Raw genomic sequence first — 26351 nt, forward strand, 5'->3', positions numbered from 1 at the left:
TAAATTTTATCTTTTTACGATAGTTAACCTAAGTTTGTCATAATGATGTGATACATTATTGCACTTTAAATAATCGGTCTTTAATTAAAGGCAATAACCAAAATGCTAGAAATGATCTGATATTGAACATGAACTTAGCCAAAATGTTGGTTCGTTCATGATATAAAACAAATTTTTAGACCTTTCTAGTGATTAACTTTTTGAGCAAGTGATGGAAAATTTTGAAGTTATAAAAGCACTATTTCTAGGGTTTGTTGAAGGTTTAACTGAATTTTTACCAATTTCCAGTACTGGCCATTTGATTTTATTTGGTCATATTATCGATTTCCATTCAGATGGTGGTCGTGTATTCGAAGTAGTGATCCAGTTAGGTGCTATTTTGGCAGTATGCTGGTTATATCGACAAAAAATTATTAACTTGATTAAAGGCTTCTTTAGTGGCGATGTAGAGTCGCGTCATTTTGCTTTTAGTGTATTAATTGCTTTTTTCCCAGCAGTGATTATTGGTGTTTTAGCCGTCGATTTTATTAAAAGCGTTTTGTTTAGCCCAATTGTGGTTGCGATTGCCCTCATTGTTGGTGCACTGATTATTTTCTGGGTTGAATCTAGACAGTTTGAGCATAAAACACTAGATGCGACAAAAATCACGTTTAAGCAGGCACTTTTAGTCGGTCTTGCTCAATGTGTTGCGATGATTCCGGGAACTTCTCGTTCAGGTGCGACAATTGTAGGCGGGATGTTTGCAGGTTTATCACGTAAAGCCGCAACAGAATTTTCGTTCTTCCTTGCAATGCCGACCATGTTAGGTGCAGCGACATTTGACTTAATTAAAAATGCTGATGTGTTGACCTCAGACAATATGATTAATATTGGTGTTGGTTTTGTTGCAGCATTTATTGCAGCTTTATTTGTAGTAAAGGCACTGGTACTTTTTGTTGAACGTCACACTCTACGCGTATTTGCTTGGTACCGTATTGTGCTCGGTGTCATTATTTTGATTGCAGCAATGTTCTTTAACTTATCTGCTTAATAGTCAGACTAAGTGAAAAAACCTAGAATCTTCTAGGTTTTTTTATGCCTAAAAATAGCTTTAACTTGCTTATTTATACAAAGTACTACCAAGAAACGCTTTTTCCTTTTAGTTTGATTGATATAGTAAATCTTAAATAGCCCGTAAAAAATAAAGCAATGCAACAGAATGATCTGATGAAAAGTTTGGTAGAGGCTTTTTTATATTTAGCTCCTCAAGAAGGGCTATATCCCACCTATATTTCAAATATCACCCTGATGAGGGTTGATCATTCCACACAGCCTGTTGCTGTATTACAAGAGCCTTCAATTGTTTTAGTCATACAAGGCGTAAAGCGTGGTTATATCGGAAAAGAAACTTTTCAGTTTCAACAAGGCCAGTGTTTACTCATCTCGATTGCTATTCCTTTTGACTGCGATACATGGGTTGAAAATGAACCGATGCTGGCAATTGCGATTAAGTTTGAAGCGCAAATGATGGCTGATTTAGCTACTAAAATGAATAAAGAGCAGCAGTCATCTATAGATGAACTTGAAAAAAGAGATATAAAGCTCAGTTGTGGTTTAAATATTATAGAAATGAACTCTGTTATATCTGAAGTTGCTTTACGTTTGTTGCATTTACTTCGTTCTAAACAAGACACCGCAATATTAGGAGAGCAGATAAAACGAGAACTCATTTATCGGGTTTTGCAGGCGGGTAGCCGTGATTTAATCGAAAATCTTTCGGCTATGATAAGTCGAAATAGTGTGATTTATACAATTTGTGAAATTATTCAAAGAGATTACTATCATAATTTAACGGTTCAGGAACTTGCTAAACAAGCAGGAATGAGTGTCTCTCTTTTTCATCAAGCGTTTAAGAAAGTCACGAACTATTCTCCATTACAGTACATTAAGATTACTCGATTACATAAAGCACGTGATTTAATCCTAAATAATCAAATGGGTGTTGCGGAAGCTGCCTATCAGGTAGGTTATGTAAGTGCCTCACAGTTTAGTCGAGAGTTCAAACGGCTGTTTGGAGTTCCCCCTAAATCTTCAATGAATTAAAGTAAATCAATACATTTAAAATATAAACCAAACATGGAGCATATCAATGAGTCTTCCAACAACCATGAAAATTGTTGAAATTACGGTTCCTGGCGGACCTGAGGTCTTAAAACTTCAAGATTCAGATGTTCCAGTTCCTCAAGCAGATGAAGTGTTAATTGAGGTAAAAGCTGCTGGAATTAACCGCCCAGACGTATTGCAGCGTATGGGCTTATACCCAATGCCAAAAGGTGTTACGCAAATTCCGGGTCTTGAAGTCGCTGGGGTCGTAGTTGCTGTAGGTGATCAAGTGCAACACTTCAAAGTTGGAGACAAGGTTTGTGCTTTAACCAACGGTGGTGGTTATGCAGAGTATTGTACTGTCACTGCAACTCAAGTATTGCCAATACCTGAGAATTTATCATTTACTCAAGCTGCTGCAATTCCGGAAACATTCTTTACAGTTTGGGCAAATCTGTTTGATATCGGCCGTTTAAAAGAAAATGAAACAGCACTGATTCATGGTGGGGCAAGTGGTATTGGGACCACCGCTTTAGCGATTTGCCATGCTTTAGGGATTAAAACTTTTGCTACAGTTGGAAGTGAAGATAAAGTTGAAGCACTCTCTAATTTAACTACTGCAATTAACTATAAAACCCAAGATTTTGAGCAAGAAATTTTGAAACACACTCAAGACCAAGGTGTTGATGTGATTTTGGATATTGTGGGTGGTTCGTATTTCTCGAAAAACTTAAATCTATTAAAGCGTGATGGTCGACTGGTCATTATTGGTTTTATGGGAGGGCGAATTGCAAAAGAATTTGATTTACAAAAACTGATTTTAAAACGTGCAACGATTACTGGCTCAACCATGCGAGCACGTAATAGCCAAGAAAAAGCCCGGATTGCTCAGTCCTTACATGAACATGTATGGCCGCTCTTAGCTCAAGGCAAGTGTTTACCGCAAATCTATAAAACCTATGATTTTTCAGATGTACAAAGTGCCCATGCATGTATGGAGCAAGGTGACCATATTGGAAAGATCGTTTTAGAAATCAATACTTAATTTAATCTGTGACAGTTTAGGTGAACGGCATGTTTGCCTAAACTGAAATTTATAATTATTAATTGTGCCTATTTCTATATAAAAATTGCCAAATTCTATTGGCGTGTTGCATCAGTTTCTTGATCTGAATATACATTTACTAAGAAATAATAATTGGCTTAAAGCTGTTATTTCGTTCTTCAATTCTAAAGGATGGTAACAATGAATACCCCAGCATCAAATGATAAAAATCCAACTCCAGATTTGGCTGAAGATAATGCGTTCTTCCCATCACCATATTCACTGAGTCAATATACTTCTCCTAAAACAGATTACGATGGCACAACCTATCCAACGCCGTATACGGGCAATAAAAAAGTCTTAATGATTGCAACTGATGAGCGTTATATCCAGATGCAAAACGGTAAGTTCTTTTCTACAGGAAACCATCCAGTAGAAATGCTTTTGCCGATGTTTCATTTAGATAATGCGGGCTTCGAAATTGATGTCGCGACACTTTCCGGTAATCCAGCCAAACTTGAAATGTGGGCAATGCCAAAGCAAGAACAAGTTGTATTAGATACTTTCCATAAATATGCAGATAAACTAAAAAATCCACTAAAACTTGCTGACATTTTAGAAAATGCAGTAGGGGAAAACTCACCATATGCAGCTGTATTTATTCCAGGTGGGCATGGTGTTTTAGCTAAGATTCCACATAGCTTGGATGTCAAAAAAGTTCTGAAATGGGCAGTTGAACAAGACAAATTTATTATTACTTTATGTCATGGTCCAGCTTCGTTATTGGCTGCGGCAGTAGAGGAACAACCTGAGAATTATATTTTTAAAGATTATCAAATTTGTGTATTCCCTGATTCATTAGATAAGGGGGCAAATATTGATATCGGTTATATGCCGGGAGCTTTACCATGGTTAGTCGGTGAAAACCTTGAAAAGCTCGGTGTGAAGATTTTGAACACTGGTATTACCGGACAATGTCATAGAGATCGTAAATTGCTAACAGGCGATAGTCCGCTTGCTTCTAATAATTTGGGCAAGCTTGCAGCTGAAACATTGTTGGCTGAAGTGAAGGATTAAGTTATTCAATATGTGCGCCCTGCGGGACTCGAATTTAATAGTTAAAATTATGTTTTATTTAGTTATTTTATTTTTAATTATTTTTGATACCGTAACTCGTACCGTAAAAAGTAAAACCCTCAAACAAATAAGGCATCCTTTTTAGGATGCCATTCTGTGCTTTTCTATCCAACAGTCTATATCAGATTCAAGCCATCTCGCAATTTTTCTTTTGCCCTCACCAAATAGGATTGAAGGAGGGAAATAACCGGTTCGAATCCAGTCATAGATAGTTGACTTTGGAAGGCTGGTTTTTAATTCAACCGCCTTCAAGTCAAGCAAACGACTTTGCTTTTCTGACATCACCCCTCCTTACTTTCCGCTTTAACTTCTTTTGCAAACAACGCTTCTGCACCATCTTCAGTAAAACCGATCTCAATTAAGAAAAAGCCATGAGGTGCTAGAGGATTCCATTTTGATAAGTCCGATGAGTCCATAATTTCCAAAAATTGATCATCAGAAACACTCCCTTCTAAATAAAGTCGTACGGTGACTATATTGGGGGCCGAAGATGTCACATTCTTGGATTCTCGTTTTATTGTTTTAAATCCTAATTCAGACCAGATTCAGTGGTCCGGACTGCTTAATACAAAGTTTTCGGCACTAGGTTATGCAACAGCGGAAGCTAGCTCGGATAAATTAGTAAGAATCTTTACCCAAAATGGCCAACTATGGCTAATTGGAGAGAAGACTACCGAAATATGGCACAGTACAGGTAATGCTGATCAACCTTTCTTAAGAGTATCTGGTGCATATATTAATTGTGGATGTATTGCGAAGAACTCACTTGCGCAATTTGGTATGGGTCTAATTTGGCTTTCACAGACCGATGTAGGTGATGGTCAGATAGTACTTACAGAGGGATATCAGGTTAAGCGGATTTCTAACCATGCCATGGAGCAGGAGTTTGCAAGTTACTCGCGATTGGATGATGCAGTTGCATACTCTTACCAGCAGGAAGGGCATTCTTTCTACGTATTGTCTTTCCCAACTGCAAATAAAACATGGTGTTTCGATGGTTCGACTGGAATGTGGCATGAGCGTAGTTACTATAACTCCAGTTCACAACATGAGCGTCATAGATCACAAGTTCACTGTTTCCACAAAGGAAAGCATTATGTAGGCGATCACACTAATGGGATTATCTACGAACTAAGCTTGGATGCTGAAACAGATAATGGTCGCATGATCATGCGTGAGAGAACTACACCAGTAATAAACCCAAAAGGGCAACGCCTCATCTTTGATGCACTTGAAATTTTTGTTCAAGCAGGACAAAAAGTTAATCGTGAGCCGATAGTGATGCTTGATTGGTCAGATGACCAAGGTCAAACATGGTCATTTGATCAGCAAGTGACTCTAGGTAAGGTTGGGGAATGGAAAAAGAGAATTATCTTTAGGCGTCTAGGTCAATCATTTAATAGAGTTTTCCGTTTGAGAGTAACTGATTTAAGTCGGCTTGTTATTACGGGCGCTCAGGCTAGAGTGAGATAACAATGGATATTACCAGATCGATTCAAATTCCAAACACTCAAATGTTCAAGAATGGTGTTATGGATCAAGCATGGTATATGTTTTTCTATGCATTAAGCCAAAATGCTAGCAAAGGAGAGGAAATTGATACTGGTCAACTTCTTCAACTTTCAAGTCAGTTACCCGCTGTGACAGTACCAAATGAGGTACTTTCTGATCTTGATAATTTGCAGCGGAACTTCCCTATAAGTCCAACCGCTCAATGTGAAGATATTCAACCGATGCCAACTGCATCGGTTTTTCATTTTGAGGCAGACAATATCTTTACAACAACAAACATCTGTTGTGATGACAAGCCTTATCCCTTGCCAACTGTACAGATCACTAATGATATGCAGGTAATTATAAATGGCACTAATTAACTACACTCAAGCAGTAATTCCTCAAACTCTTCCTGCTGGTGATTTCCTTGCTTATACGGTGCCTGCAAACACAGTAGCGCAGGTCCGAGCTTCAACGTTCTATAACAAGTCAGCAGCGCCTATCACACTTAAAGTTTCAGTTGTTCCGAGTGGTGCCACGCTAGGTGCTCAACATCAAGTTACGCAGAAAAATATCCCAGCAACTAGCAGCTATTTAAATCCTGAAATCATTAACCATGTGCTTAAAGCAGGCGACAAGCTCTATATCAATGGTGAAGGGCTGAATGCTTATATATCTGTAATGGAGCAGGTCACATGATCACAGTAAGGCGTGAAAAGTGGATTGATTGTATAGATCAGATTATGCCGCTTTGCCAGATGGTTCATGAACTTGTTGAAAAAGATATTTATGGTATTCCCTTAGACTTTGATGCAACGCTATACCAACAATCAGAAGATTTCGATGAATTTCACTGTCTGGTGATGCGTGAAAATGGGCGTCCTATTGGGTTTCATTGGATGGTGATGTATCAGCTCGCTAGATTCAAAGGCAAAAAACAGGCTGGAACAGATGCAATATTTGTACATCCTGAGCATCGACAACACTCAATGAAGTTAATTGAGTTTAGCGAGAAATATGCAAAAGACCATGGTTGCACAACATGGGCAATTGCAACACTTGATCCTGAATATCGTGGGCTTTTGTGGGAACGCAAAGGTTTTAAGAAAGCAGAAACTATTTTTATAAAGGTGATGACATGAGTGGTGTTATCGGTGCAATCACCGGATCAAACAAACAGGCAAAAGCTGCACAGCAAGCAGCAAATCAGCAGTATGAGGCTACTAAATACGCTACTGACCAACAAAAGCAAATGTTTGATGAAGTGCGTAAAGATCAGCAACCCTATATGCAAGCTGGCTATGATGCACTCAAACAGCTTATGGGTGGAATGGGCCAGAATGGGCAATTCATGCAAGCTTACAATGGCCAAGATATTTATAACGACCCAAGTTATAAATTCCGCTTAAATCAAGGCTTGAATGCTGTACAAGGAGGTGCTGCTGCTCAAGGTGGTTTGCTGAGTGGGGCAACACAAAAAGCACTTAATGACTACGCTCAAAACTTTGCTAGTCAAGAGTATCAAAACGCTTACAACCGATATAACGCTGATCAGACTAACCAATATAACCGGTTATCTAATCTCGTAGGATTAGGGCAAAGCGCGGCTGCTGGTGTTGGTAATGCTGGTATGCAAACAGGGCAAGCTATTGCTAACAACACTATGGCTGGTGCAAATGCTCAAGCAGCTGGAACAATTGCTGCCGGCAATAAAACAGCAAATAACTTTAACAACTTACTGGGTATTGGTACTGCTGTAGCAGGCATGTTTATTTAAGGAATTGTTATGGCTATTGATCCAAGCATCATTACGAATGCAACACTACAACAGCAAGCGCAGCAAAATGAAATAGGCAATAAACTTGCAGGGCTAACAGGTGCACTTGGGCAATTGGTGCTTGGTCGCAAAGCTCAACAAATGAGCCAGCTAGCTACTCCACAAGAACAGCAGGCCTTTGCCAATAATTCCATTTTTGCGCCATATCTAAACCGTGTCTATAAGGCCAACCAACTTACAGCGCAAAAAAATGCAATTGACCTTTTAAAGGCCCAAGCAGAAATTGGCAAAACCAACAGTGAAGCAACTAAAAATAATGCTCAAGCAGATGGATTTACTTTAGATAACTCCCAAAAGAAATATGGCGCTATTCAAGGAGCATTCCAACAAGGAGCATTAAATGGAGATAAAGGACAAGTTTTATTGGCACTAGATGCTATGAAAAGAACAGGAATGATTTCACCTGAGGATTACGATCACAACGCCAGTATTGTTAGCGTAATGAAACCTGAAGAGGTTAAGCAATATGGATTGAATAGTGGCTTGTTGAATAAAGAGCTTGCACCATATCTTTTCCAAACTAAGAACAATGAAGCAGACAACCAAACTGCAATTGCCAATAATATCAGAACAACTGATGCATCGCGTTATGCAACTGATACAGCAGCATCAACAGCTGATAAAAATCGTGAACAACAGTCGCAACAGTTCAGTCGTGAACAGCAGTTGCAAGAATGGTTGGCAAAGAATAAGCCTATTGATACCCAAGTTGGTAATGATGGTTATTTATATGCCATCTATCCGGGTGGTAAAGGCGTTAGGATTTCGGATCAAAAAGGTAATCCAATCCAACCTCAGTCTAAACGAGATGGCAAACCCCAAATCAGTGACCAAGCATTAAAATCGGTTAATGAGATCAATACTAATCTTTCAACTGCAACACAAAATGCTCAGAAGATTAATAGTCTTATTTCAGATGTTCAAAATGGTAAGCTGAATTTGAGTGCAGCAAATCAGTTAGTTGCAAAGACAAAAAATCTTGTTGGTTTGTCTGATGAAAATAGCCACGGAGTTGAAAACTTCCAGACAGCACTTAATCAGGCTGTTAATGATGTTTTAATGATGGCGAAAGGTACACAAACAGAAGGTGATGCACAGCGTGCTGCACAAGTCATTGCCGCAAACCCACCACGAGATAATGCAGCAGCTTTACAAGTTCTCCAAAGACTTGCAGCTGTACAGCAAAATACTATTGCAGCTCTTAATCAGAATATGAATAGTATTTACGACAACTATGGGGTTTCACGACCACAACCTAAAACACCACAAGCTGTGCAATCAAATGCAGATAAAGCAAAGTTGAATAACATTCTGTTTGGTCGTTAAATATGCTATAAAATCCCTCATCAAGGTGGGGGATTTATTATGAAGTTTTTTTGTTTAATACCAATAATTTTATTATCAGCTTGTGCTACTAGTTATCAAAGTAATGGTTTAACTGGCGGTTTTGAAGATACCGAGTTATCTCCAGGGTATTATCGTATAACTTTCCGTGGCAACGGTGTTACATCCAGAGAAAAAGTGAATGAGTTTGCTTTATTAAGAGCATCAGACTTAATGTTATCAAGAGGATGTAAAAGCTTTCAGGTTTTAAATGGTAAAGATACAGTGAATACTTCTTATGTTGATTTGCCACGTACAACCTCTACTAATGCAAATGTATATGCCTATGGTAATTACGCCACAGCCAATGCAACCACCACCACTTATGGTGGTGGCTTGCAAAGTGTGCATAGAGCAAAAACAACATTAGATGCGCGCTGCATTAATGCAGAAGCCGATCCATCTCAAAATATCTTTGATACCAATTTCATAAATCAAAAGCTTAAACAGAAATATAGAATTAATTGATTTAATTAAAGCACCCTAGGGTGCTTTTTTAATACCCAAAACAAAACCCCGATGTTGACGCATCGGGGTTTTTGCATTTCCACCAACCGACTAAAGCAAGAGGAAAAATAAATCTATATGGAGCATTTTAAACCAATAGTGGAGCTTATGAAAGTGTCTATTGAAAAATATGGGTTATGGCAAACAGTTTTTGCCTTTTTAATATTATTCTCTATCCCAATTTTAATCTGGAAACTTCCTGAAATTATTTCAGCGATTAAAACCTAATGCCGACCTAAAAATGGTCGGTTTTTTATTGCCTGAGGAAAAGGTATGGCAACAAGACAACAGCTAATGCAATTAATGAATAATCCAAATGCAAGAAAAATGCTGGACTTAATTGCGGCCACAGAAGGTGTGAAATATGGCTATAACACTCTCTTTGGCAATCAACGAATAGATGACCTTTCTTGGCACCCAAACGTAAAAAAGCCATTTACACAAACTGACGGGCAAGTGAAATACACAACTGCTGCAGGTCGCTATCAATTCCTTAAAGATACATGGGATGGTGTGGCTAGACAGTATGGACTCAAAGATTTTTCGCCACAATCACAGGATCTTGGTGCCTTAGCACTACTCGCTCAGAATGGCGCATTACCTTATGTGCTAAAGGGAGATTTCAATACTGCAATTAAGAAATCAGGTAGTACGTGGGCATCTCTGCCAACATCGCCATATGCGCAGAATAAGCGTTCTTGGGACTTTATTGATAAGCAACTTGGTTCAACTACAATCAGACCGCAATCATTTGAACCAGAGTTTATAGATTTAAAAAAAGTTGGAATAGGCCAAAACTTCCAACCAGAAATGGTTGATCTTGCAAGTGTAGGAATCGGGCATAAAACAGAATTTCAGCCTGAATTTATTGATCTAAAGTCAGTTGGTATTGGTGGATAATATGGCTAGTCAAAACGATATTTCTGCACGTATTGATGCAGCAAGGAAAGCTGGATTTAGTGATGATGATATTTACTCAACATTAGCTAGCAATCAAGGATTTAGCTCACGTATCTCTATGGCAAAGAAGGAAGGCTTTAGTGATGAGCAAATTGCACAAACACTTGGCTTGAAAGTTCAAAAAGACCTTGGGATGCAGCAACCCATTAAGATATCAGCCACTCGACAACCTTTTGACTGGAAAGCAGCGCAGCAAAAGTCTATGCAAGATCAAGCTAAGAAAGCAGGCCCTACACAGATGTGGGAGTCTGCACTACTTGGAGCATCAGATCTAGGGGCGGGCATTATGCAAGGTTTTGCGTATGCTGGCGATAAGTTAGGACAAGGCCTTAACTCAGTTCTTGGGACAAATTTTGACACCAACGCTTATAAGCGATTTACCAATCAACGCCAAGATATTGAAGATTTCCAACAAGCTCGTAGACAGCAAAATGGACAGGGTTATGACTGGGCTCGCTTAGGTGGTCAAGTTGCTGCCACTGCGCCACTTGGGGCATTGGGTCGTAGCTATCAAGGTGCAAACGTATTGTCAAGAGCAGGCGCAGGAGTAGCAGCACAGAATGCGGCTGTTGGTGCAGCTATCGGTGGTGCAGGGTTTGCTGGTGATGCCAACCAACGTCTAGATAATGCGGTCTTAGGTGGTATTGGAGGCGCTGCCGGTGCAGCACTTGGCGAAAAGGTTGGGCAAGGTGTTTCAAAAGCTGTGAATGCGGTTCGAAATACAGGTCCACAAGCAGCACAACGCACAGCACAAGCAATTGATAAAAGTCTTGATGATGCACTGCGTCAACAAGGTATGTCACTTGGTGAATTATCAGATGATGTTGCTAATGGCTTGCGTAAAGAAGCCACTGATGCATTGAAATCTGGGAAAAACCTTAATCCAGAAGCTGTAGCTCGTAAGGCTGTTTTAGATCAAGTTGGGATTAAAGGGACCAAGGGTCAGGTAAGTGGGAACGCACAGCAATGGCAAAAAGAAGCTGAGTTGGCAAAACTTCAAAATGTTGGCGCACCATTACGAGAGAAGTTTATTGATGATAATAAACAGCTTGCAAGCTTGTTGGATAGTGCTAATGCAAGAACGGGTGGCAAAGCAACTGATCAATACGGGGCAATGCAAAATGCGTTATCTTCTGTTAATTCGCAACTTGCTCAGAACAAGCAGTTTATCAATGCAGCTTATGATGCCGCTAGGAAAGCACCTGGTAATGATGTAGTTATTGATGGACGAGGATTTGCGAATGATGCATTTACTGCTCTTGAAAATAACTATGCAGCTTCTAGTTTGCCACCAAGTGTACAGAAAATCTTAAAAGACATAGCTGATAACCCTGATAAATTTACTTTAGGAAAGTCGGAAGAATTAGTAAAAATTCTCAATAGAGAATACAACTCTTCACTTCAAATGGGACAGCCTACCAGCTCAACATATTCAATTGGTTTGGTACGTGATGCCTTAAATGGTCGCCAAGCTGAAGCAATGCAAGGACTTTTATCTAACGGTAATGACGCGGCAAAAGCATACCAGTTTGCGCGCCAAGCAAACCAATTTAATGCTAGTCAAATTGAAGGCATGCCGCTATTACAAGATGCTAGAAAAGGTGTTGAGCCTGACAAATTGTTTAATCAACATATCTTAAATGGAAATGTTAATGAATTGGCTCGCACTGTTGATTTGCTCAACAATATCAACCCACAAGCCGTTTCAGATATTAAGCAACAAGTTTTAGAGTTCATTGCCAATAAAGCAATTAAACAAAATGGACAATTTAGTCCAGCTGGGATGAAGCGTGCACTTGATGGTATTGGTGATCGTAGACTTTCAACATTATTTGAACCAGATGAACTTAAAAACATCAAGAATATTGGCAAAGCAGGTGAATATCTTGTTTCACAACCAGCTCATTCTTATGTGAATAATTCAAATACTGCTTCAGCTTCAATCAATAGTTTAATGAACTTTTTTAGTAACCCTAAAGTGAAAGCGGTTTTGAATATACCTTATCTAAAAGATTATGTAGTTGATCCAGTTGCCAACTATGGAAGCACTAGGTCTGTAAATAAGGCTTTCCAACCAGATATCTCTGGGGCTCCATCTGCACCTATACAACCTTCACCACAACAGCAATCGCTAATTGATCGGCTTGTACAGGCTGGATTAATTAGCGGGGCATCTGCTGCAACTCAATAAACTAAACATCAATACATAGCCACCTAAAAAGGTGGCTTTTTTATTGCGAGAAAGAAATATGGCATCACTACTTTCTGCCGTACGAACCCGCTTTTTTGACAAAAGCAACAAGCCTCTTGCTGGTGGGAAGGTGTATACCTATGAGGCAAACTCAACAAATCCGAAAGTTACATGGTCAGATGAGGCGCTGACTGTTCAAAACACTAACCCTGTACTTCTTGATAATGAGGGAACAGCCTTAATTTTCTTTTCTGGAAAATACCGCTTTCGGATCGAAGACAAGTATGGAGTTTTAGTTGAGGATAACCCATCAGTAACCAGTTTGGTGGGAATTGATGGTGTCACATCGGACATTGTAAAAGATGGTGATGAAAACCAAAAAACCATCAATGATAAGACCACGCAAAATGTACCTGATATCCAAACTTTGAAACTACTTATTGTCCGTAGAAACGGTCAAAGAGTTCTAGTTAACAATAGATATGTTTATGAATATAAATCAGAAGCTGAAAATGCAATTGATGACATTTACTCTATTTTACCGGCAAATGATATTGGCCGTTGGATATTGCAAAAGCCAGTAAACCTTTTTGCATCTGACTTTTGTTTAACTTCAGTTCAGTCTGAGTTGAGTCAATCTATAAAACTACAAAAGGTTAATGATTTATCAGTTAGCTTTAATGTCCCCTTTATTGTAGATGATGAATTTATGGTTGCTCCTGTTGAGTCCGACCACAACATTTGCTTTTACGTTCGAAGCAATAATGACATTACTTTCACGCCTAAGGGCAACTTTAAAATCATACCAAATGATTTTACAACATATTCAATCCTACATATTGAAAACATTGAGAACTATAAAGTTTTGTTCCCGCAAATTACTGGTGATAGAGATCAGCATTTAGGGACTGAGGGCGAATGGGGATACGGGATTGCTAACTATCAATCTAAGAAGGGCTATATTTATCGACCTAAGGTTATGAATACTTGGGGAGATGGGATATATGTCGGCCGTCGCTGGGGATTGATAACCGATGATACTCCGACAGATATTACTATTTCAGAACCCACTGTCTTAAATGCGGGACGAAACGGTATCTCACTTAGTGCAGGCACGAGAGTAAACATTTTGATGCCTTATGTTTTCGGGGTGAAGGGTAAAGCACCTGAAGCGGGTATAGATATTGAACCAGAAGCCGCTGAAGGATTGCCAAAATCACATCTGAAAGACTGTATTATTTCCTCACCAACTATCGAAAATTGCAAAATTGGCTTGGTTGGATATTTTTTTCCAAATGATTCTACATATGAATTGGAGATTTCAGGTGTCACAACTATTAAGAGTTGTGAACAGCCTCTGGTGCTTTGTGCAGGTGGAGCAAATAATCAAGGTTACATTGATATTAATAAGATAGTTCTATCTGATTTAAAGGGAAACACATTACTTCAAAATGCTTGGCATAAAAGCGGTGGTTTCCGTTGTACTGTTAAAGAGTTGGTTACTGACAAATCACTACCAATTGTCATGAAAATGAATGGGGCTTTTAGCACTGGTAAACTTGGTCATTTTGATATTCGTAAAATCATTAATAACGACCCTAATGGAAAAATTGGTTATTACGTTCCAACTTCAGTGCAGAACTATGAAGATAACTCATCTTACATGTTCGAAGATCCAAATCGTGCATATCTTGATTTTGATTTTATCACACATTTTTTTGGTAAAGACTTTCTATCCAATATCATTACTTTGCATACTGGTTGGACTGCTTCAAGCCGGAACATGGCTAACTATATCTGGCAAGATCCTTCTATTGATACATCTGGCACTTCTGCAATCTATATCGCTACAAACAATGACTATCGACGTTTGAAAATCGGACTTGCAAATACGACAACCATCGTAGGGCAAGGATGTAACATCTCTGGTCTTCGTATACGTAAAGCAGATGGCTCTTATTACACTGAAGCACACACGCAATTTATTGGCGCATGGTTGGATTTTCAAAACAATTTAAACGGTAATACAGAAGTGTTTGGCTCTTATGGCAACTGGACTTTCACCTAGTTTACCCAACAAACAATTGCTAGCTCTAGCTTTTAATAGCTTAGGGCTTTTTTATTGCCAATAATTTTAGAGGTTCATATGCAAGAAAATGCAATTCCATGGGTTTTAAAAATATTTCCAGCAGTTATAGGGGCAATTCTTGCACTTGTTTTAAGTGGGGATATTGATAAAGAAGGGAAAATCAAAGTTTCTATGGGGGTTGTTACTAAATTCACATGTAGCGTGACAGTAAGCCTATATGGGGGGTCAGCATTCATAGAGCATTTTGAATATCTTGATCACTCAACAATGTTTCAAGGCTTCATTATGTTGATATTTGCGGTATTTGGCTTACTAGTAATTGGCATTATTTATCAATCAATTGCATTACTCAAAGGAAAAAGCATGTCTGAAGTAATTGCAGAAGTAAAAGCAGCATTTGTTTCTATTATTGGCGGCAAAGGTGGTAACTAATGAACATTGATCAATATCTTGATGAGTTAATTAAGCGCGAAGGTGGTTATGTAAATAACCCTGCTGATCGTGGTGGTGCAACTAAATACGGTATTACTGAAGCTGTTGCACGTGAAAATGGCTACAAAGGCAATATGAAAGATTTGCCGCTTGATGTGGCTAAATCAATTTATAAGAAACAGTACTGGACGGCTCCGAGATTCGATCAAGTAAATACTATTAGCTCAGCAGTAGCTGAAGAACTTTTAGATACTGGTGTGAACTGTGGTATTAACTTTGCAAAACCACTTTTACAGCGTGCTTTGAATCTATTGAATAATCAGGGCAAAGCAGGGTATGCAGATTTGAAAGTGGATGGCGTGTATGGCTCTAATACCTTAGGTGCTCTTAAAACATATCTGGCTAAACGTGGCAAAGAGGGCGAGAAAGTCTTGTTGCGAGTTCTCAATATTATGCAAGGCCAACGTTACATTGAAATTTGTGAACGCAACCCCACGCAAGAGCAGTTCTTTTATGGTTGGATTAGCAACCGGATCACATAAAGTTATTATGTGCAAACGTACTAAATTTGCATCGATCATTACAATGCTGTGCGTCCTTTTCTCAGGTTGCACAGCTCACACAATTAATAGTAATGTGAATGTCTCAATTTGTGTAAAGGCTTTGTGATGCAAGTCATGATCATGGTTTCAGAAGCAGGCAAGATGGAGCATACATGCAACCTTCTTGCCGAATTAAATAAGAATGGTGAAGTCACAAAACTTTATGACTTCAATGGAAATGAGTTAAAAATTAATTTCTCAAATAATGAAGTTTATTTCAATAAAACTTGGTGGCAGTTCACGAAGGTACAATCGCCTACCTAGATGGTAAAGTCTTGGCATAATCTTCTTTTATTTTATCGCAATAATCTGCCCAACTTTGCATCATCTCTCTTCTTTTCTCTAAATGCTTAGTTCTGTTATATGCTCGACCGTGCATATCTTTAACTTTGTGTGCTAATTGTTGCTCTATAATTTCAATAGGATAGTTGAGTACTTCCTCTAAAATGGTTCTGGCAGATGCACGGAAGCCATGCCCACACACTTGCTCAGATGTGTAGCCTAGTCTACGTAATGCTTGGTTAATTGTATTCTCTGACATTGGCTTAAGTTTGCTAGTCATTGATGGAAAGACGTACTCACTTTCTCCATCTGGATCATAAGTCAGTTCTTTTATTTTCAGCAACAGCTCTTTAACTTGTCTTGGAATAGGTACAAGGTGTTGAACGCCAGTTTTATTTTTTGTTTTAGGTGGCGTATATCTCCAAAGATCAATTTCTAAGTCAATATCTGGCCACTTTGCATAACGTAACTCACCAGGGCGAACAAATACATAAGGAGCAATTTTTAAAGCAATTTGGGTTATGAATGTGCCTTCATAAAAATCGATGTCATAAAGTAATTGAGCAAATTCATTCGACTCAGTTAGAGCTGATAAATGTTTTACCTTAGGTGTTTTTAAAGCGCCTCTTAAATCTTGGGTTACGTCTCTCTCGCATCTACCAGTGGCAACACCATATCTCATGATTTGACCACATTTAACTTTAACCTTTTTCGCTGTTTCTAATTTTCCTTGTTTCTCATAAATGCGGCAGATATTTAAAACTTCTACTGGCGTAACTTTATCAATAGGTTTTTTTCCAATATTCGCGTTTATGACTTGAAGTAATCTTTTATGACCACGGATAGTTGATTCTGCAAAATCTTGTTTGCTTTCCCATTCTGCAGCGACAGCTCCAAAAGTATTTTTTTCGGAGTTTACGTGTTCTTGTTCAACCCTTTTACGCTCAACATGCGGGTCTATATTTTGCGCCAGTAATGTTCTAGCCTCATCTCGTTTAGATCGAGCATCTGCAAGACTTACCTCTGGATAAGAACCAAAACCAATAGTATTTCTTTTTTTTGTATATGGGCGTGAATAATCAAAGCGCCAAAATTTATTTTGGTTTTTATCTATAAGCAAATAGAGACCCGAACCGTCAGATAGTTTCAGGGTTTTTCCATTTTCTGATTTTGCTTTCTTTATCTTTGTATCAGTAAGTGGGACAACGGTTTTAGGCATTTTTGCGGTACCATTTTTGCGGTATTTAATGGGGTACTGTATTAAGTACCGTAAAAAAACAAGAATTATCTCGGTCTATGTCGGACTATTAAAGACTATAAAAATTTAATAATCAATTATAGATAAAGGGTTCCCGTACTATTTCGGACTAAGGTGTAATTTAATTTGGTGCGCCCTGCGGGACTCGAACCCACGTCGGTCGCTTAGGAGGCAACTGCTCTATCCAGTTAAGCTAAGGGCGCATAATTTCATGATTATAAACAAAAAAGCTATTGCTAAGGCAATGGCTTTTTTCATGTTTTAGGTATTAAAAATTTTGCCATAGTGGTTAATAAAAAGTTAGATCATTCAAAGGTTTTATAATTATTCATGTCTTATATAAAAAATAGAGTTTATAAAGCTAAAAAATCACAAAAAATTCATGTTTGCCTTTCTATGATCTGAAGCAAAACACGAAAACATTCAAGGCAAGCGATCGGGTAAGTGAAGCTATTTTCGGAAGGTTGTTTGTTAAAGAATCAGATTTGGCTACAACATAATTTAAAAGGGCATAACATGAAAAAAATTGATGAACAGGACCTATCTAGAATTATTGAAATGGCATGGGAAGATCGAACCCCATTTGAAGCAATTGAGCGAGAGTATGGCTTACGTGAAAGTGAAGTTATTCGTTTAATGAGATATAACTTAAAATCGAGCAGTTTTAAACTCTGGCGTAAGCGTATGGCAGGGCGTAAAACCAAGCATCAGCAATTACGTTCACCAGAAGTTGAAAGAGCTTACTGTTCTCGTCAGTATAAATATGCTTAAGACCATCAAATATAATCAATTGAAATACAACTGATTCAACAATGAAGAGTAGTGTTGAATCAGTGAAAACAACCCGGTGAAATATTTACTTATTCGAGCGGGCGTGTCGTTTACATCTTTCAGAGCAATATTTTACTTCTTCCCAGCAACGCTCCCATTTCTTTCGCCAGTTAAAAGAGCGTTGACAAGAAACACATATTTTCTGGGGTAGATGCTGTTTTTTCATGATGTTAAAGCTCATCAAGTTGATGAATAAGTAACTTTGCATGCTTCATGACAGAAGCTTTATCTTTCATACGATCAAGGTTTTTGTAGATCATCGACATTCTGGGATTCTGACGAAATATGGCTTCATGCTGGCTCATAAAATACCAATACAAGCTGTTAAATGGACAACTGTCTAGTTCAGTTTTGGTTTTGACGTTATATGTACAGTGCTGACAATAATTTGACATTTTATGTATGTAATTACCTGATGCAGCATAGGGTTTACTTGCCATGATGCCGCCATCTGCATACATCGCCATGCCTAAAGTATTCGGTAATTCGACCCATTCATAAGCATCTACATAGACAGCTAAATACCATTCGCAAATTTCTGATGGATTTACACCTGCTAAAAGCGCAAAGTTGCCTGTAATCATTAAACGCTGAATATGGTGAGCATAGCCATGTTCAAAGGTAGTTCTGAAACACTCGGCCATACATGCCATTTTTGTATCACCTGTCCAGTAATATTGTGGCAGCGGCGTGGTGGCATGAAGGGTATTTTGATCGCTATAGTCAGGCATAGACAACCAATAGATTCCACGCACATATTCCCGCCACCCTAAAATCTGACGAATAAATCCTTCTACTGCATTTAAGGGAGCCTGTCCGTTGTAATAAGCTGTTTGAGCAGCGTCACACACTTCTTGTGGCAATAACAATCCACAATTTAAATAAGGCGAGAGCAGACTATGAAACATAAAATCTGAACCATAAACCATGGCATCTTGATAATCGCCAAAGTGGGGTAGGTTGTTAGAAATAAAATCATCTAAAGCAAGCAAGGCATTTTGACGGGTAGTTGCCCATTGAAAGGAATCGATATTGCCGATATGTTGAGAAAATTCTTTCTTGACCAGTCGAATAACATCTATATCAATTTGATCATGCTCAAAGGCTAATTTTGGTGGCAAAGGTGGATCGCCTGACCATGCTTTTCGATTGGCTTGATCAAAGTTCCATTGCCCGCCTATGGGTTGTTGGTCATGTATTAAATATTGAGTTTGCTTGCGCATTTCTCGGTAAAAGTATTCCATTCTTAGCGTTTCATATTTCTTTGCCCATTGCTTGAATTGTTCTACGGTACAAAAGAAGCGATCATCTTCTAAACAAATAACAGATAGTTTTAGTGAGTTAGCCCATGAACTTTCGATTTCATGCTGCAAACGATATTCACCACATTGGGTAATGACGAGAGCATTCGCGAAGAAGTGTTGCTGCTGCAAAGCAATAAAGTCGACTAACTTTTTTATATGACTTTCGCGCTTAAATGTGTGATAACGGATTTTCCAGCCCTGTGCTTTTAATTCTTTTGCAAAGTGCCGCATTGCACTAAAAATTAGCGCTATTTTTTGTGGATGATGGGCAACATAAGATGTTTCCTCAAGCACTTCAGCCATCAAAATAATGTCTTCATTTCGGTTTAAATACTTGAGCGTTGCGAGTTGGTGATTTAATTGATCACCCAGAATTAAACCAAATCGCATATTTTTGCTTCATGAGATGGAACTAAAACTAGTCTAAATTTTCAGAGATCAATTTTATGTGAAGCAGTGCTTCTAAGTTCATCACTGGTCAGTTAGCTATAAAGTCATAGGTATAACTTAAAAGCATAGTATGCGTGAATAAAATGTGATTTTAATCAAAAAGATACAAATTAAATAAATTGAAGGTATTTACCAATATGCGTAAGATTTTTGAAAAATATGTTTTAAGCTTGATCCTTTTGAAGAAGCTATAGAGGCCGTCGAAAGGTTCTTCACTCGAGTATATAAATGGATACCAACAACCTTCCTATTGCTTATATTTTTCAGCAACAACAACTTTTGGTTGATACGAATTTTAATCTGCCTTGCCTTAAACGGCAGGAACATGATTTACATATACAAGCAGACCCTCAAGTAATAGCAAGAGATTTCCAAGAAGGTGAACCTATACCAAATGGATATCAATTCATACCTATTCGCCAACTCTTGCAGTATTGGACTAAACCGCAATTTGAACAAGCGAGTCGTGCTTTTCAGTTACTCGAGTGGCGTCGTAATCATCAGTTTTGTAGCCGTTGCGGACATAAAACCCAGCAGCATAAGACCGAATATTCTATGACTTGTCCTGTATGTAATTTCAGTCAATATCCTAGAGTTAACCCTTGTGTGATTACTATTATTACACGTGGAGAGAACGAGATTTTGCTGGCTAAAAATGCCAGAAATACGGGCCAGATGTACAGTTTAATCGCTGGCTTTGTCGAGGTGGGGGAAACACTAGAAGATGCTGTGCGACGTGAAACATTAGAAGAAGTTGGATTACACATTAAGAATATTCAGTATTTGGCGAGTCAACCATGGCCATTCCCGAGTAACTTAATGTTGGCCTTTAAAGCCGAATATGAAGCGGGCGAAATTGAAATTCAGGAGAAAGAACTGAGTGATGCTCAGTTTTTCAAATTTGATCAGTTACCTGAAATTCCATTTAAGGGCAGTATTGCGCATGCAATGATTATGCATGTTATTCATAGCACACCTGTTGCTGATGACACAAAACAGTGGCTCTAAGCAGACATTCAGATATGCTTTTAATTTTATAGCCTTAAATTTAAATAAAAAAGCCATTGTCGAGACAATGGCTTTTTTCATGTTTTAAGTACAAGGGGGCAGATTATTGTTCTTTAGCATTAAGTACTTTAAACAAAATAAACATAAGAACAATCCAGATCGGAATCATCATTACAGACTCTTTAAAGCCTTGGCTCCACATAATGTAGAGTACAATAGCAATGAAACCTAAAACCAAATAGTTACTAAATGGTGCCCAAAGTGCAGGGAAGTGAGTTTTTTGACCGAGTTTTTTCATTGCTGATTTAAACTTAAGGTGAGTCATACTGATCATCGCCCAGTTTAATACTAATGCTCCAACTACAATGTACATTAAGTGACTTAAAGCATCTTCAGGTACAAAGTAATTTAAAAGAACACAGCCAAAAATAAGTAATGCAGATAATAAAACTGCTGGTACAGGTACACCTTGTTTATTTACTTTCTTGAAAATTTTTGGCGCGTTACCCTGTTGAGCTAAACCGTAAAGCATACGGCTATTGGCAAACATCCCACTGTTATAAACAGAGAGGGCCGCGGTTAAAATAATAAAGTTCAGTAAATGTGCAGCCCAACCAATACCCATTTGGCTAAAAATCATAACAAATGGACTTTTATCGAGACCGCCAAGATCTAACTGGTTCCATGGCACTAATGAAAGTAAGATCGCTAGTGAACCGATATAGAAAATCAAGATACGGAAAACAACTTGGTTAATTGCTTTTGGAATGGTCTTTTTCGGATCTTTTGCTTCTGCCGCAGCCATACCAATCAGTTCAATACCACCAAAGGCGAACATCAAGAAAGCCAACATGTAAAAGAGGCCACTAAAGCCATTTGGAAAAAATCCACCATGAGACCAAAGGTTACTAAATGAAATGCTTGAACCAACATCTGCTGTAAATAGCAAATAAAGGCCAAATACAATCATAGAGATAACAGCAGCAACTTTAATAATAGCGAGCCAGAATTCGGACTCACCATAAAATTTGACGTTTGTTAGGTTAATTGCCGTAATCACGACAAAGAAAAATAAGACAGAAGTCCATGCTGGAATATGAGGCCACCAGTAATTAATATATTTGGCTACCGCGGTGAGTTCACTCATCGCAACCAGAACATAGAGCATCCAATAATTCCATCCAGCTAAAAATCCGGGAAATTTCCCCCAGTACTTATAAGCAAAATGGCTGAACGATCCTGCAACAGGTTCTTCAACAATCATTTCTCCCAGGTGGCGCATAATTAAAAAAGCAATTAAGCCACCAATGGCATATCCTAAAATAATGGATGGTCCCGCAGATTGAATCACTTGCGCCGAGCCTAAAAATAATCCGGTACCAATTGCTCCACCCATAGCAATTAATTGGATATGTCGATTTTTTAGTCCTCGTTGCAGTGTAGAAGATTCGTTGGTCAAAGGTCTTCACTCACTATGAATAAGTAAATTATTCTAATAGATGGATTTATTTTAGCCTAGACTACAAATTAACAAGCGGTGACTGAAAAGTAACACTAAAAAATATTTAAAATCATTAACTTGCTTTTAATAATTTAAAAATGATTAAAAAATATTCTAAAAATATATTTTTGATAGACTCTTTTTTTCATGATTTTGCTTAATTCGGTCATTGCGAGCATGAATCTAAATTCTCAAAATAAGTCTGCGTCAATACGATTGATGTATAAAAGCATAACGCTATCTCTAGATCACAAAACGATTTAAGATGAAGTGGATGACTAAACGAGTCTGTTTGTTTCGAGATATAAAAACACAAGAGTAAGGATAACAGTTGATATGAGCTCAGTACCGCAAATTAAAATTCCAGCAACTTACATGCGTGGTGGAACCAGTAAAGGCGTATTTTTTAAACTTGATGATTTGCCGGAAAGAGCTCAGGTGGCAGGTCAAGCAAGAGATCAACTCTTACTACGTGTCATTGGTAGCCCAGATCCTTATGGAAAGCAAATTGATGGAATGGGTGGAGCGACTTCAAGCACCAGTAAAACCGTTATTCTCGCTAAAAGCACACAGCCAGATCACGATGTAGACTATTTATTTGGACAGGTTTCAATAGATCAGCCTTTTGTGGACTGGAGTGGTAACTGCGGTAATTTAACTGCTGCGGTTGGTTCATTTGCGATTTCAAATGGTTTGGTTGATGAAAATCGAATTCCTGAAAATGGCCTCTGTACTGTTCGAATTTGGCAAAAAAATATTCAAAAAACCATTATTGCTCATGTACCTATCACCAATGGTCAAGTTCAAGAAACTGGTGACTTCGAACTGGATGGAGTGACTTTCCCTGCTGCAGAAGTTCAAATTGAGTTTTTAGACCCAGCCGATGATGGTGAAGAGGGCGGTGATATGTTCCCGACAGGGAATGTTGTTGACCAATTAGATGTGCCTGAGATTGGTAGTTTTCAAGCCACATTTATTAATGCCGGTATTCCAACTATTTTCTTAAATGCAGAAGATTTAGGATACCAAGGTACAGAACTGCAAGATCATATTAATGGTGACGCAGCAGCACTAGCACGTTTTGAAAAAATTCGTGTATATGGTGCTGTGCAAATGGGTTTAATTAAAGATATTTCAGAAGCAGCTGCACGTCAGCACACACCAAAAATTGCTTTTGTTTCTAAGCCGAAAAATTACACAGCTTCAAGCGGTAAAAACGTTTCAGAAAATGATGTCGACTTACTGGTTCGTGCTTTGTCGATGGGTAAACTTCACCATGCCATGATGGGAACAGCAGCGGTAGCAATTGGTACGGCCGCTGCCATTCCGGGTACATTGGTAAATTTAGCAGCTGGTGGTGGCGAGCGTGAAGCAGTGCGTTTTGGACATCCATCTGGAACATTACGTGTGGGTGCTCAAGCTGAACTTACAAATGGTCAATGGGTAGTGAAAAAAGCCATTATGAGCCGTAGTGCACGTGTCTTAATGGAAGGTTGGGTACGCGTTCCGGGTGACAGTTTCTAAAAGTCATTTAAATGAAAAGCCTCTCTACGATAGAGAGGCTTTTTTACTTCTGACATCCATAACTCATCACGCACTTTTTACAGTGAATCGTGTATGATGTAGCACATGAATGTTTCATCACATTCAATAAAATTTCTCTACTGATTTTACGAGGCGACTGTGTCATCACTCTCTCAAGTTAATGCGGATGTTTTAAAACAAGCTCAACAACGTATTCAACAAGATTTATTGACAACACTCGCCGCATTTTCAATTCCTGAACCTTTAAAAAGCGCAGTACACCATGCAGTTATGCTTGGTGGAAAACGTGTGCGTCCAGCTTTGTGTTACGCCACAGCTTCTTTACAAGACAATCCAAATTTTGCGGCTGCTCGCCGTGCGGCAGTTGCGGTTGAACTTATTCATTGCTACTCCCTAGCGCATGATGATTTGCCTTGTATGGACAATGATTTACTTCGTCGTGGTCAGCCAACTTGCCATGTAGCATTTGGTGAAGATACCGCTTTACTTGCAGGTGATATTTTACAGTCGATGGCTTTTGAGGTTTTAGGGAGTCGTTTGTTTGATGAACAAGGGCAGGGAACTGATGCTGCAATTGTATTAAAGCAAATTCAAATTTTAGCAACAGCCAGCTCTAAAATGGTTTGTGGACAGGTTTTAGACCTACAAGCTGAAGCTAAGCAAATTTCTCAAGACGAACTAGAAAATATCCACCGTAATAAAACGGGAGCGCTTATTCAGGCTGCCATTATGATGGGTGCAGTGACAATTTTCTCTGGAACAGATCAGGCAATTCCGAAATTGCGTCAATACGGACAAGCGATTGGACTGGCTTTTCAGGTGCAAGATGATATTTTGGACATTACCTCAAGCACTGAAACTTTAGGTAAAACTGCGGGTAAGGATGAACAAGTACAAAAGTCGACTTATCCTGCTTTAATGGGACTTGAGCAAGCACAGATTTATGCAAAAGAGTTGCATGACCAAGCTTTTGAGGCTTTAGCGCATTTTGGTGAAAATGCAAAAGAATTAGTTGAGATTTCACAATTCCTTTTAGCCCGTACCAACTAATATAAAATCAAATTAATAATCCTGCTTGTATTCATATTCAATGAATAAAGGAGATAAGAATGAATGGTGATCAGCTCCATCAATTTGCAATAGAGATTGCGTGTAATCTTCCTTTTAGTGAGCAAAGCCAACCCTTTGGACCAGAATGCGACGTCTTTAAAATTTTAGAAAAGGTGTTTTTATTAGTAGGGGAAGGAACGGGCACAAAAATGATTACTGTTAAATGTGATCCATATAAAAGTCAGGAATATCAGGAGCTTTATTCATTTATTATTCCGGGTTACCACATGAATAAAAAACACTGGATTTCCATTACTCCACATAAAAACTTAACTCGGGATTTGCTTCAAGATTTGATTCGCGATTCTTATGACTTGGTTGTAAAAAAGCTCCCTTTGAAAGATCAGAAAAGATTAAACAACCAATAATACTCAATATAAAAACGGCGACCATCAGGTCGCCGTTTTTATTTCAATGACTTATTGAAAGCAGTTAAATTAATTATGCTTTCCCATAATGCCACGGATTGTATTTAAAACATCGGCAGGTAATACAACAGTTTTGGCATTACTCGATTTAGCCATGTCTTGCATTGCTTTAACGTACTGTTCACCTAATAGATAAGCGACAGGTGTTTCTTTATCGCCGACTGCGCTTGTTACCATTTCAATCGCTTTTTGAGATGCTTCTGCTAAGACAACTTGTGCTTCTGCATCACGGCGAGATGCTTCTAAACGACCATCTGCTTCTAAAATTGCAGCTTGCTTTTCACCGTCAGCTCTAGTCACTGTAGCACGACGTTGACGTTCAGCAGCAGCTTGAGCTTCCATAGCAGCTTGCATGGTTGAAGATGGCTGAATATCTTGAATTTCTACAGTTTTTAAAGTGATACCCCAATCCGAAATATCATCAGAAATTGCAGCTTTTAGTTTAGCTTTAATGTGATCTCGTGAAGACAGTGCATCATCTAGATCCATTTCACCCACAATAGAACGTAATGAAGTCTGTACAAGGTTTTGAATGGCCCATGTATAGTTTTCAATACCGTACACTGCTTTTTCAGGGGTTGTTAAATTGATATAAGCTACTGCATTCATAAGCAATACAGCATTGTCACGGGTAATCACTTCTTGAGATGGAATATCAAGCACAATATCTTTAGTCGTGACTTTATAAGCTACGTCATCAATATAAGGAATAACGAAGTTCAACCCTGGATTAAGCGTGGAATGATATTTCCCTAAACGCTGAACAATCCATTTATAACCTTGAGGAACAATACGGACCCCTTTAAAAATAGTAACTGCTACAAAAGCCAAAAAGGCTAAAACAATAATGGTACCAACTGGCATGAAAATAACCT

At 38.5% G+C, this 26351-nt stretch carries 29 protein-coding genes and 1 tRNA gene; 22 read left to right on the forward strand and 8 right to left on the reverse strand.

Going from position 1 to position 26351, the window contains the following annotated elements:
* Positions 1-211: 211 nt before the first annotated feature.
* From F984_RS21760 to hchA, 4 genes are all read left to right on the forward strand, one after another.
* Positions 212-1030, forward strand: a complete 819-nt coding sequence (locus F984_RS21760) for an undecaprenyl-diphosphate phosphatase (RefSeq protein ID WP_002051555.1) — start codon at positions 212-214, stop codon at positions 1028-1030.
* Positions 1031-1188: 158 nt separating this feature from the next.
* On the forward strand, positions 1189-2082 hold the full coding sequence (locus tag F984_RS21765) for an AraC family transcriptional regulator (RefSeq protein ID WP_004712147.1): 894 nt from the start codon (positions 1189-1191) through the stop codon (positions 2080-2082).
* A gap of 46 nt (positions 2083-2128) precedes the next feature.
* Positions 2129-3127 carry an NAD(P)H-quinone oxidoreductase gene (locus tag F984_RS21770; RefSeq protein ID WP_004712149.1) on the forward strand — a complete coding sequence of 333 codons (999 nt, stop codon included), beginning with the start codon at positions 2129-2131 and terminating at the stop codon, positions 3125-3127.
* Positions 3128-3328: 201 nt separating this feature from the next.
* Positions 3329-4204, forward strand: a complete 876-nt coding sequence (gene hchA, locus F984_RS21775; protein WP_004712151.1) for a glyoxalase III HchA — start codon at positions 3329-3331, stop codon at positions 4202-4204.
* 141 nt (positions 4205-4345) lie between these two features.
* Here the strand turns inward: hchA and F984_RS21780 are convergent, their stop codons facing one another.
* On the reverse strand, positions 4346-4546 hold the full coding sequence (locus F984_RS21780) for a helix-turn-helix transcriptional regulator (protein ID WP_004712152.1): 201 nt from the start codon (positions 4544-4546) through the stop codon (positions 4346-4348).
* Positions 4546-4761: a hypothetical protein gene (locus F984_RS0104150; RefSeq protein ID WP_025469385.1), complete on the reverse strand. Its 216-nt coding sequence runs from the start codon at positions 4759-4761 to the stop codon at positions 4546-4548. Before F984_RS0104150 ends, F984_RS21780 begins: the two co-directional genes overlap by 1 nt.
* Positions 4762-4765: 4 nt before the next feature.
* Here F984_RS0104150 and F984_RS21785 point away from each other — a divergent pair, with 4 nt between their 5' ends.
* The 13 genes from F984_RS21785 (at position 4766) to F984_RS21840 (ending at position 16023) form a co-directional block, all read left to right on the forward strand.
* Positions 4766-5737, forward strand: coding sequence for a packaged DNA stabilization protein (locus tag F984_RS21785; RefSeq protein ID WP_228128013.1), 972 nt, complete (start codon positions 4766-4768; stop codon positions 5735-5737).
* A 2-nt stretch (positions 5738-5739) separates the two neighbouring features.
* On the forward strand, positions 5740-6138 hold the full coding sequence (locus F984_RS21790) for a hypothetical protein (RefSeq protein ID WP_004712158.1): 399 nt from the start codon (positions 5740-5742) through the stop codon (positions 6136-6138).
* The gene (locus F984_RS21795; RefSeq protein WP_004712160.1) at positions 6125-6457 is read left to right on the forward strand and encodes a hypothetical protein; all 333 of its coding nucleotides are present in this window, start codon (positions 6125-6127) and stop codon (positions 6455-6457) included. The genes F984_RS21790 and F984_RS21795 overlap by 14 nt, the downstream gene beginning before the upstream one ends.
* Entirely contained in the window at positions 6454-6900 is a 447-nt protein-coding gene (locus tag F984_RS21800) for a GNAT family N-acetyltransferase (RefSeq protein ID WP_004712162.1), read from the forward strand. Before F984_RS21795 ends, F984_RS21800 begins: the two co-directional genes overlap by 4 nt.
* Positions 6897-7535, forward strand: a complete 639-nt coding sequence (locus F984_RS21805; RefSeq protein ID WP_004712164.1) for a hypothetical protein — start codon at positions 6897-6899, stop codon at positions 7533-7535. The genes F984_RS21800 and F984_RS21805 overlap by 4 nt, the downstream gene beginning before the upstream one ends.
* Positions 7536-7544: 9 nt before the next feature.
* On the forward strand, positions 7545-8921 hold the full coding sequence (locus F984_RS0104160) for a hypothetical protein (RefSeq protein WP_004712166.1): 1377 nt from the start codon (positions 7545-7547) through the stop codon (positions 8919-8921).
* 39 nt (positions 8922-8960) lie between these two features.
* The gene (locus tag F984_RS21810; RefSeq protein WP_004712169.1) at positions 8961-9446 is read left to right on the forward strand and encodes a CC0125/CC1285 family lipoprotein; all 486 of its coding nucleotides are present in this window, start codon (positions 8961-8963) and stop codon (positions 9444-9446) included.
* Between the two features lie 312 nt (positions 9447-9758).
* Positions 9759-10385 carry a glycoside hydrolase family 24 protein gene (locus tag F984_RS21815; protein WP_004712171.1) on the forward strand — a complete coding sequence of 209 codons (627 nt, stop codon included), beginning with the start codon at positions 9759-9761 and terminating at the stop codon, positions 10383-10385.
* A 1-nt stretch (position 10386) separates the two neighbouring features.
* The gene (locus tag F984_RS21820; protein WP_004712172.1) at positions 10387-12636 is read left to right on the forward strand and encodes a calponin homology domain-containing protein; all 2250 of its coding nucleotides are present in this window, start codon (positions 10387-10389) and stop codon (positions 12634-12636) included.
* Between the two features lie 58 nt (positions 12637-12694).
* On the forward strand, positions 12695-14704 hold the full coding sequence (locus F984_RS21825) for a hypothetical protein (RefSeq protein ID WP_004712173.1): 2010 nt from the start codon (positions 12695-12697) through the stop codon (positions 14702-14704).
* 78 nt (positions 14705-14782) lie between these two features.
* On the forward strand, positions 14783-15157 hold the full coding sequence (locus F984_RS21830; protein ID WP_004712174.1) for a hypothetical protein: 375 nt from the start codon (positions 14783-14785) through the stop codon (positions 15155-15157).
* On the forward strand, positions 15157-15699 hold the full coding sequence (locus F984_RS21835; RefSeq protein ID WP_004712175.1) for a glycoside hydrolase family 108 protein: 543 nt from the start codon (positions 15157-15159) through the stop codon (positions 15697-15699). Before F984_RS21830 ends, F984_RS21835 begins: the two co-directional genes overlap by 1 nt.
* A 126-nt stretch (positions 15700-15825) precedes the next feature.
* Positions 15826-16023, forward strand: coding sequence for a hypothetical protein (locus F984_RS21840; protein WP_004712176.1), 198 nt, complete (start codon positions 15826-15828; stop codon positions 16021-16023).
* Here F984_RS21840 and F984_RS21845 read toward each other — a convergent pair.
* Positions 16016-17260 (reverse strand): tyrosine-type recombinase/integrase, encoded by a 1245-nt coding sequence (locus F984_RS21845; RefSeq protein ID WP_004712177.1) that lies wholly within the window; start codon positions 17258-17260, stop codon positions 16016-16018. The genes F984_RS21840 and F984_RS21845 overlap by 8 nt on opposite strands.
* A gap of 166 nt (positions 17261-17426) precedes the next feature.
* Positions 17427-17502, reverse strand: a tRNA-Arg gene (locus F984_RS21850).
* Between the two features lie 313 nt (positions 17503-17815).
* On the opposite strand from F984_RS21850, the gene F984_RS21855 reads away from it, so the two are divergent.
* On the forward strand, positions 17816-18070 hold the full coding sequence (locus F984_RS21855; protein WP_004705831.1) for a TIGR03643 family protein: 255 nt from the start codon (positions 17816-17818) through the stop codon (positions 18068-18070).
* Between the two features lie 85 nt (positions 18071-18155).
* Here F984_RS21855 and F984_RS22710 read toward each other — a convergent pair whose 3' ends face one another.
* Positions 18156-18338: a DUF2256 domain-containing protein gene (locus F984_RS22710; RefSeq protein ID WP_410548964.1), complete on the reverse strand. Its 183-nt coding sequence runs from the start codon at positions 18336-18338 to the stop codon at positions 18156-18158.
* Complete coding sequence (locus F984_RS21860; protein ID WP_004712178.1) at positions 18301-19824, reverse strand: cryptochrome/photolyase family protein; 1524 nt, start codon at positions 19822-19824, stop codon at positions 18301-18303. The genes F984_RS22710 and F984_RS21860 overlap by 38 nt, the downstream gene beginning before the upstream one ends.
* A gap of 288 nt (positions 19825-20112) precedes the next feature.
* Here F984_RS21860 and nudC point away from each other — a divergent pair, with 288 nt between their 5' ends.
* Entirely contained in the window at positions 20113-20892 is a 780-nt protein-coding gene (nudC, locus tag F984_RS21865) for an NAD(+) diphosphatase (RefSeq protein ID WP_004712180.1), read from the forward strand.
* A 103-nt stretch (positions 20893-20995) separates the two neighbouring features.
* Here the strand turns inward: nudC and F984_RS21870 are convergent, their stop codons facing one another.
* Complete coding sequence (locus F984_RS21870; RefSeq protein ID WP_004712182.1) at positions 20996-22351, reverse strand: amino acid permease; 1356 nt, start codon at positions 22349-22351, stop codon at positions 20996-20998.
* A gap of 378 nt (positions 22352-22729) precedes the next feature.
* Here F984_RS21870 and prpF point away from each other — a divergent pair, with 378 nt between their 5' ends.
* The 3 genes from prpF (at position 22730) to F984_RS21885 (ending at position 25416) form a co-directional block, all read left to right on the forward strand.
* Positions 22730-23917, forward strand: a complete 1188-nt coding sequence (prpF, locus tag F984_RS21875; protein ID WP_004712184.1) for a 2-methylaconitate cis-trans isomerase PrpF — start codon at positions 22730-22732, stop codon at positions 23915-23917.
* Between the two features lie 159 nt (positions 23918-24076).
* Complete coding sequence (locus F984_RS21880) at positions 24077-24988, forward strand: polyprenyl synthetase family protein (RefSeq protein ID WP_000097113.1); 912 nt, start codon at positions 24077-24079, stop codon at positions 24986-24988.
* A 59-nt stretch (positions 24989-25047) separates the two neighbouring features.
* Positions 25048-25416: an MmcQ/YjbR family DNA-binding protein gene (locus tag F984_RS21885; RefSeq protein WP_004712186.1), complete on the forward strand. Its 369-nt coding sequence runs from the start codon at positions 25048-25050 to the stop codon at positions 25414-25416.
* 69 nt (positions 25417-25485) lie between these two features.
* On the opposite strand, the gene F984_RS21890 is transcribed toward F984_RS21885, so the two are convergent.
* Positions 25486-26340, reverse strand: coding sequence for an SPFH domain-containing protein (locus F984_RS21890; RefSeq protein ID WP_002051299.1), 855 nt, complete (start codon positions 26338-26340; stop codon positions 25486-25488).
* Between the last annotated feature and the right edge of the window lie 11 nt (positions 26341-26351).

The organism is Acinetobacter nosocomialis NIPH 2119, from assembly GCF_000368085.1.
Taxonomy (GTDB): domain Bacteria; phylum Pseudomonadota; class Gammaproteobacteria; order Pseudomonadales; family Moraxellaceae; genus Acinetobacter; species Acinetobacter nosocomialis.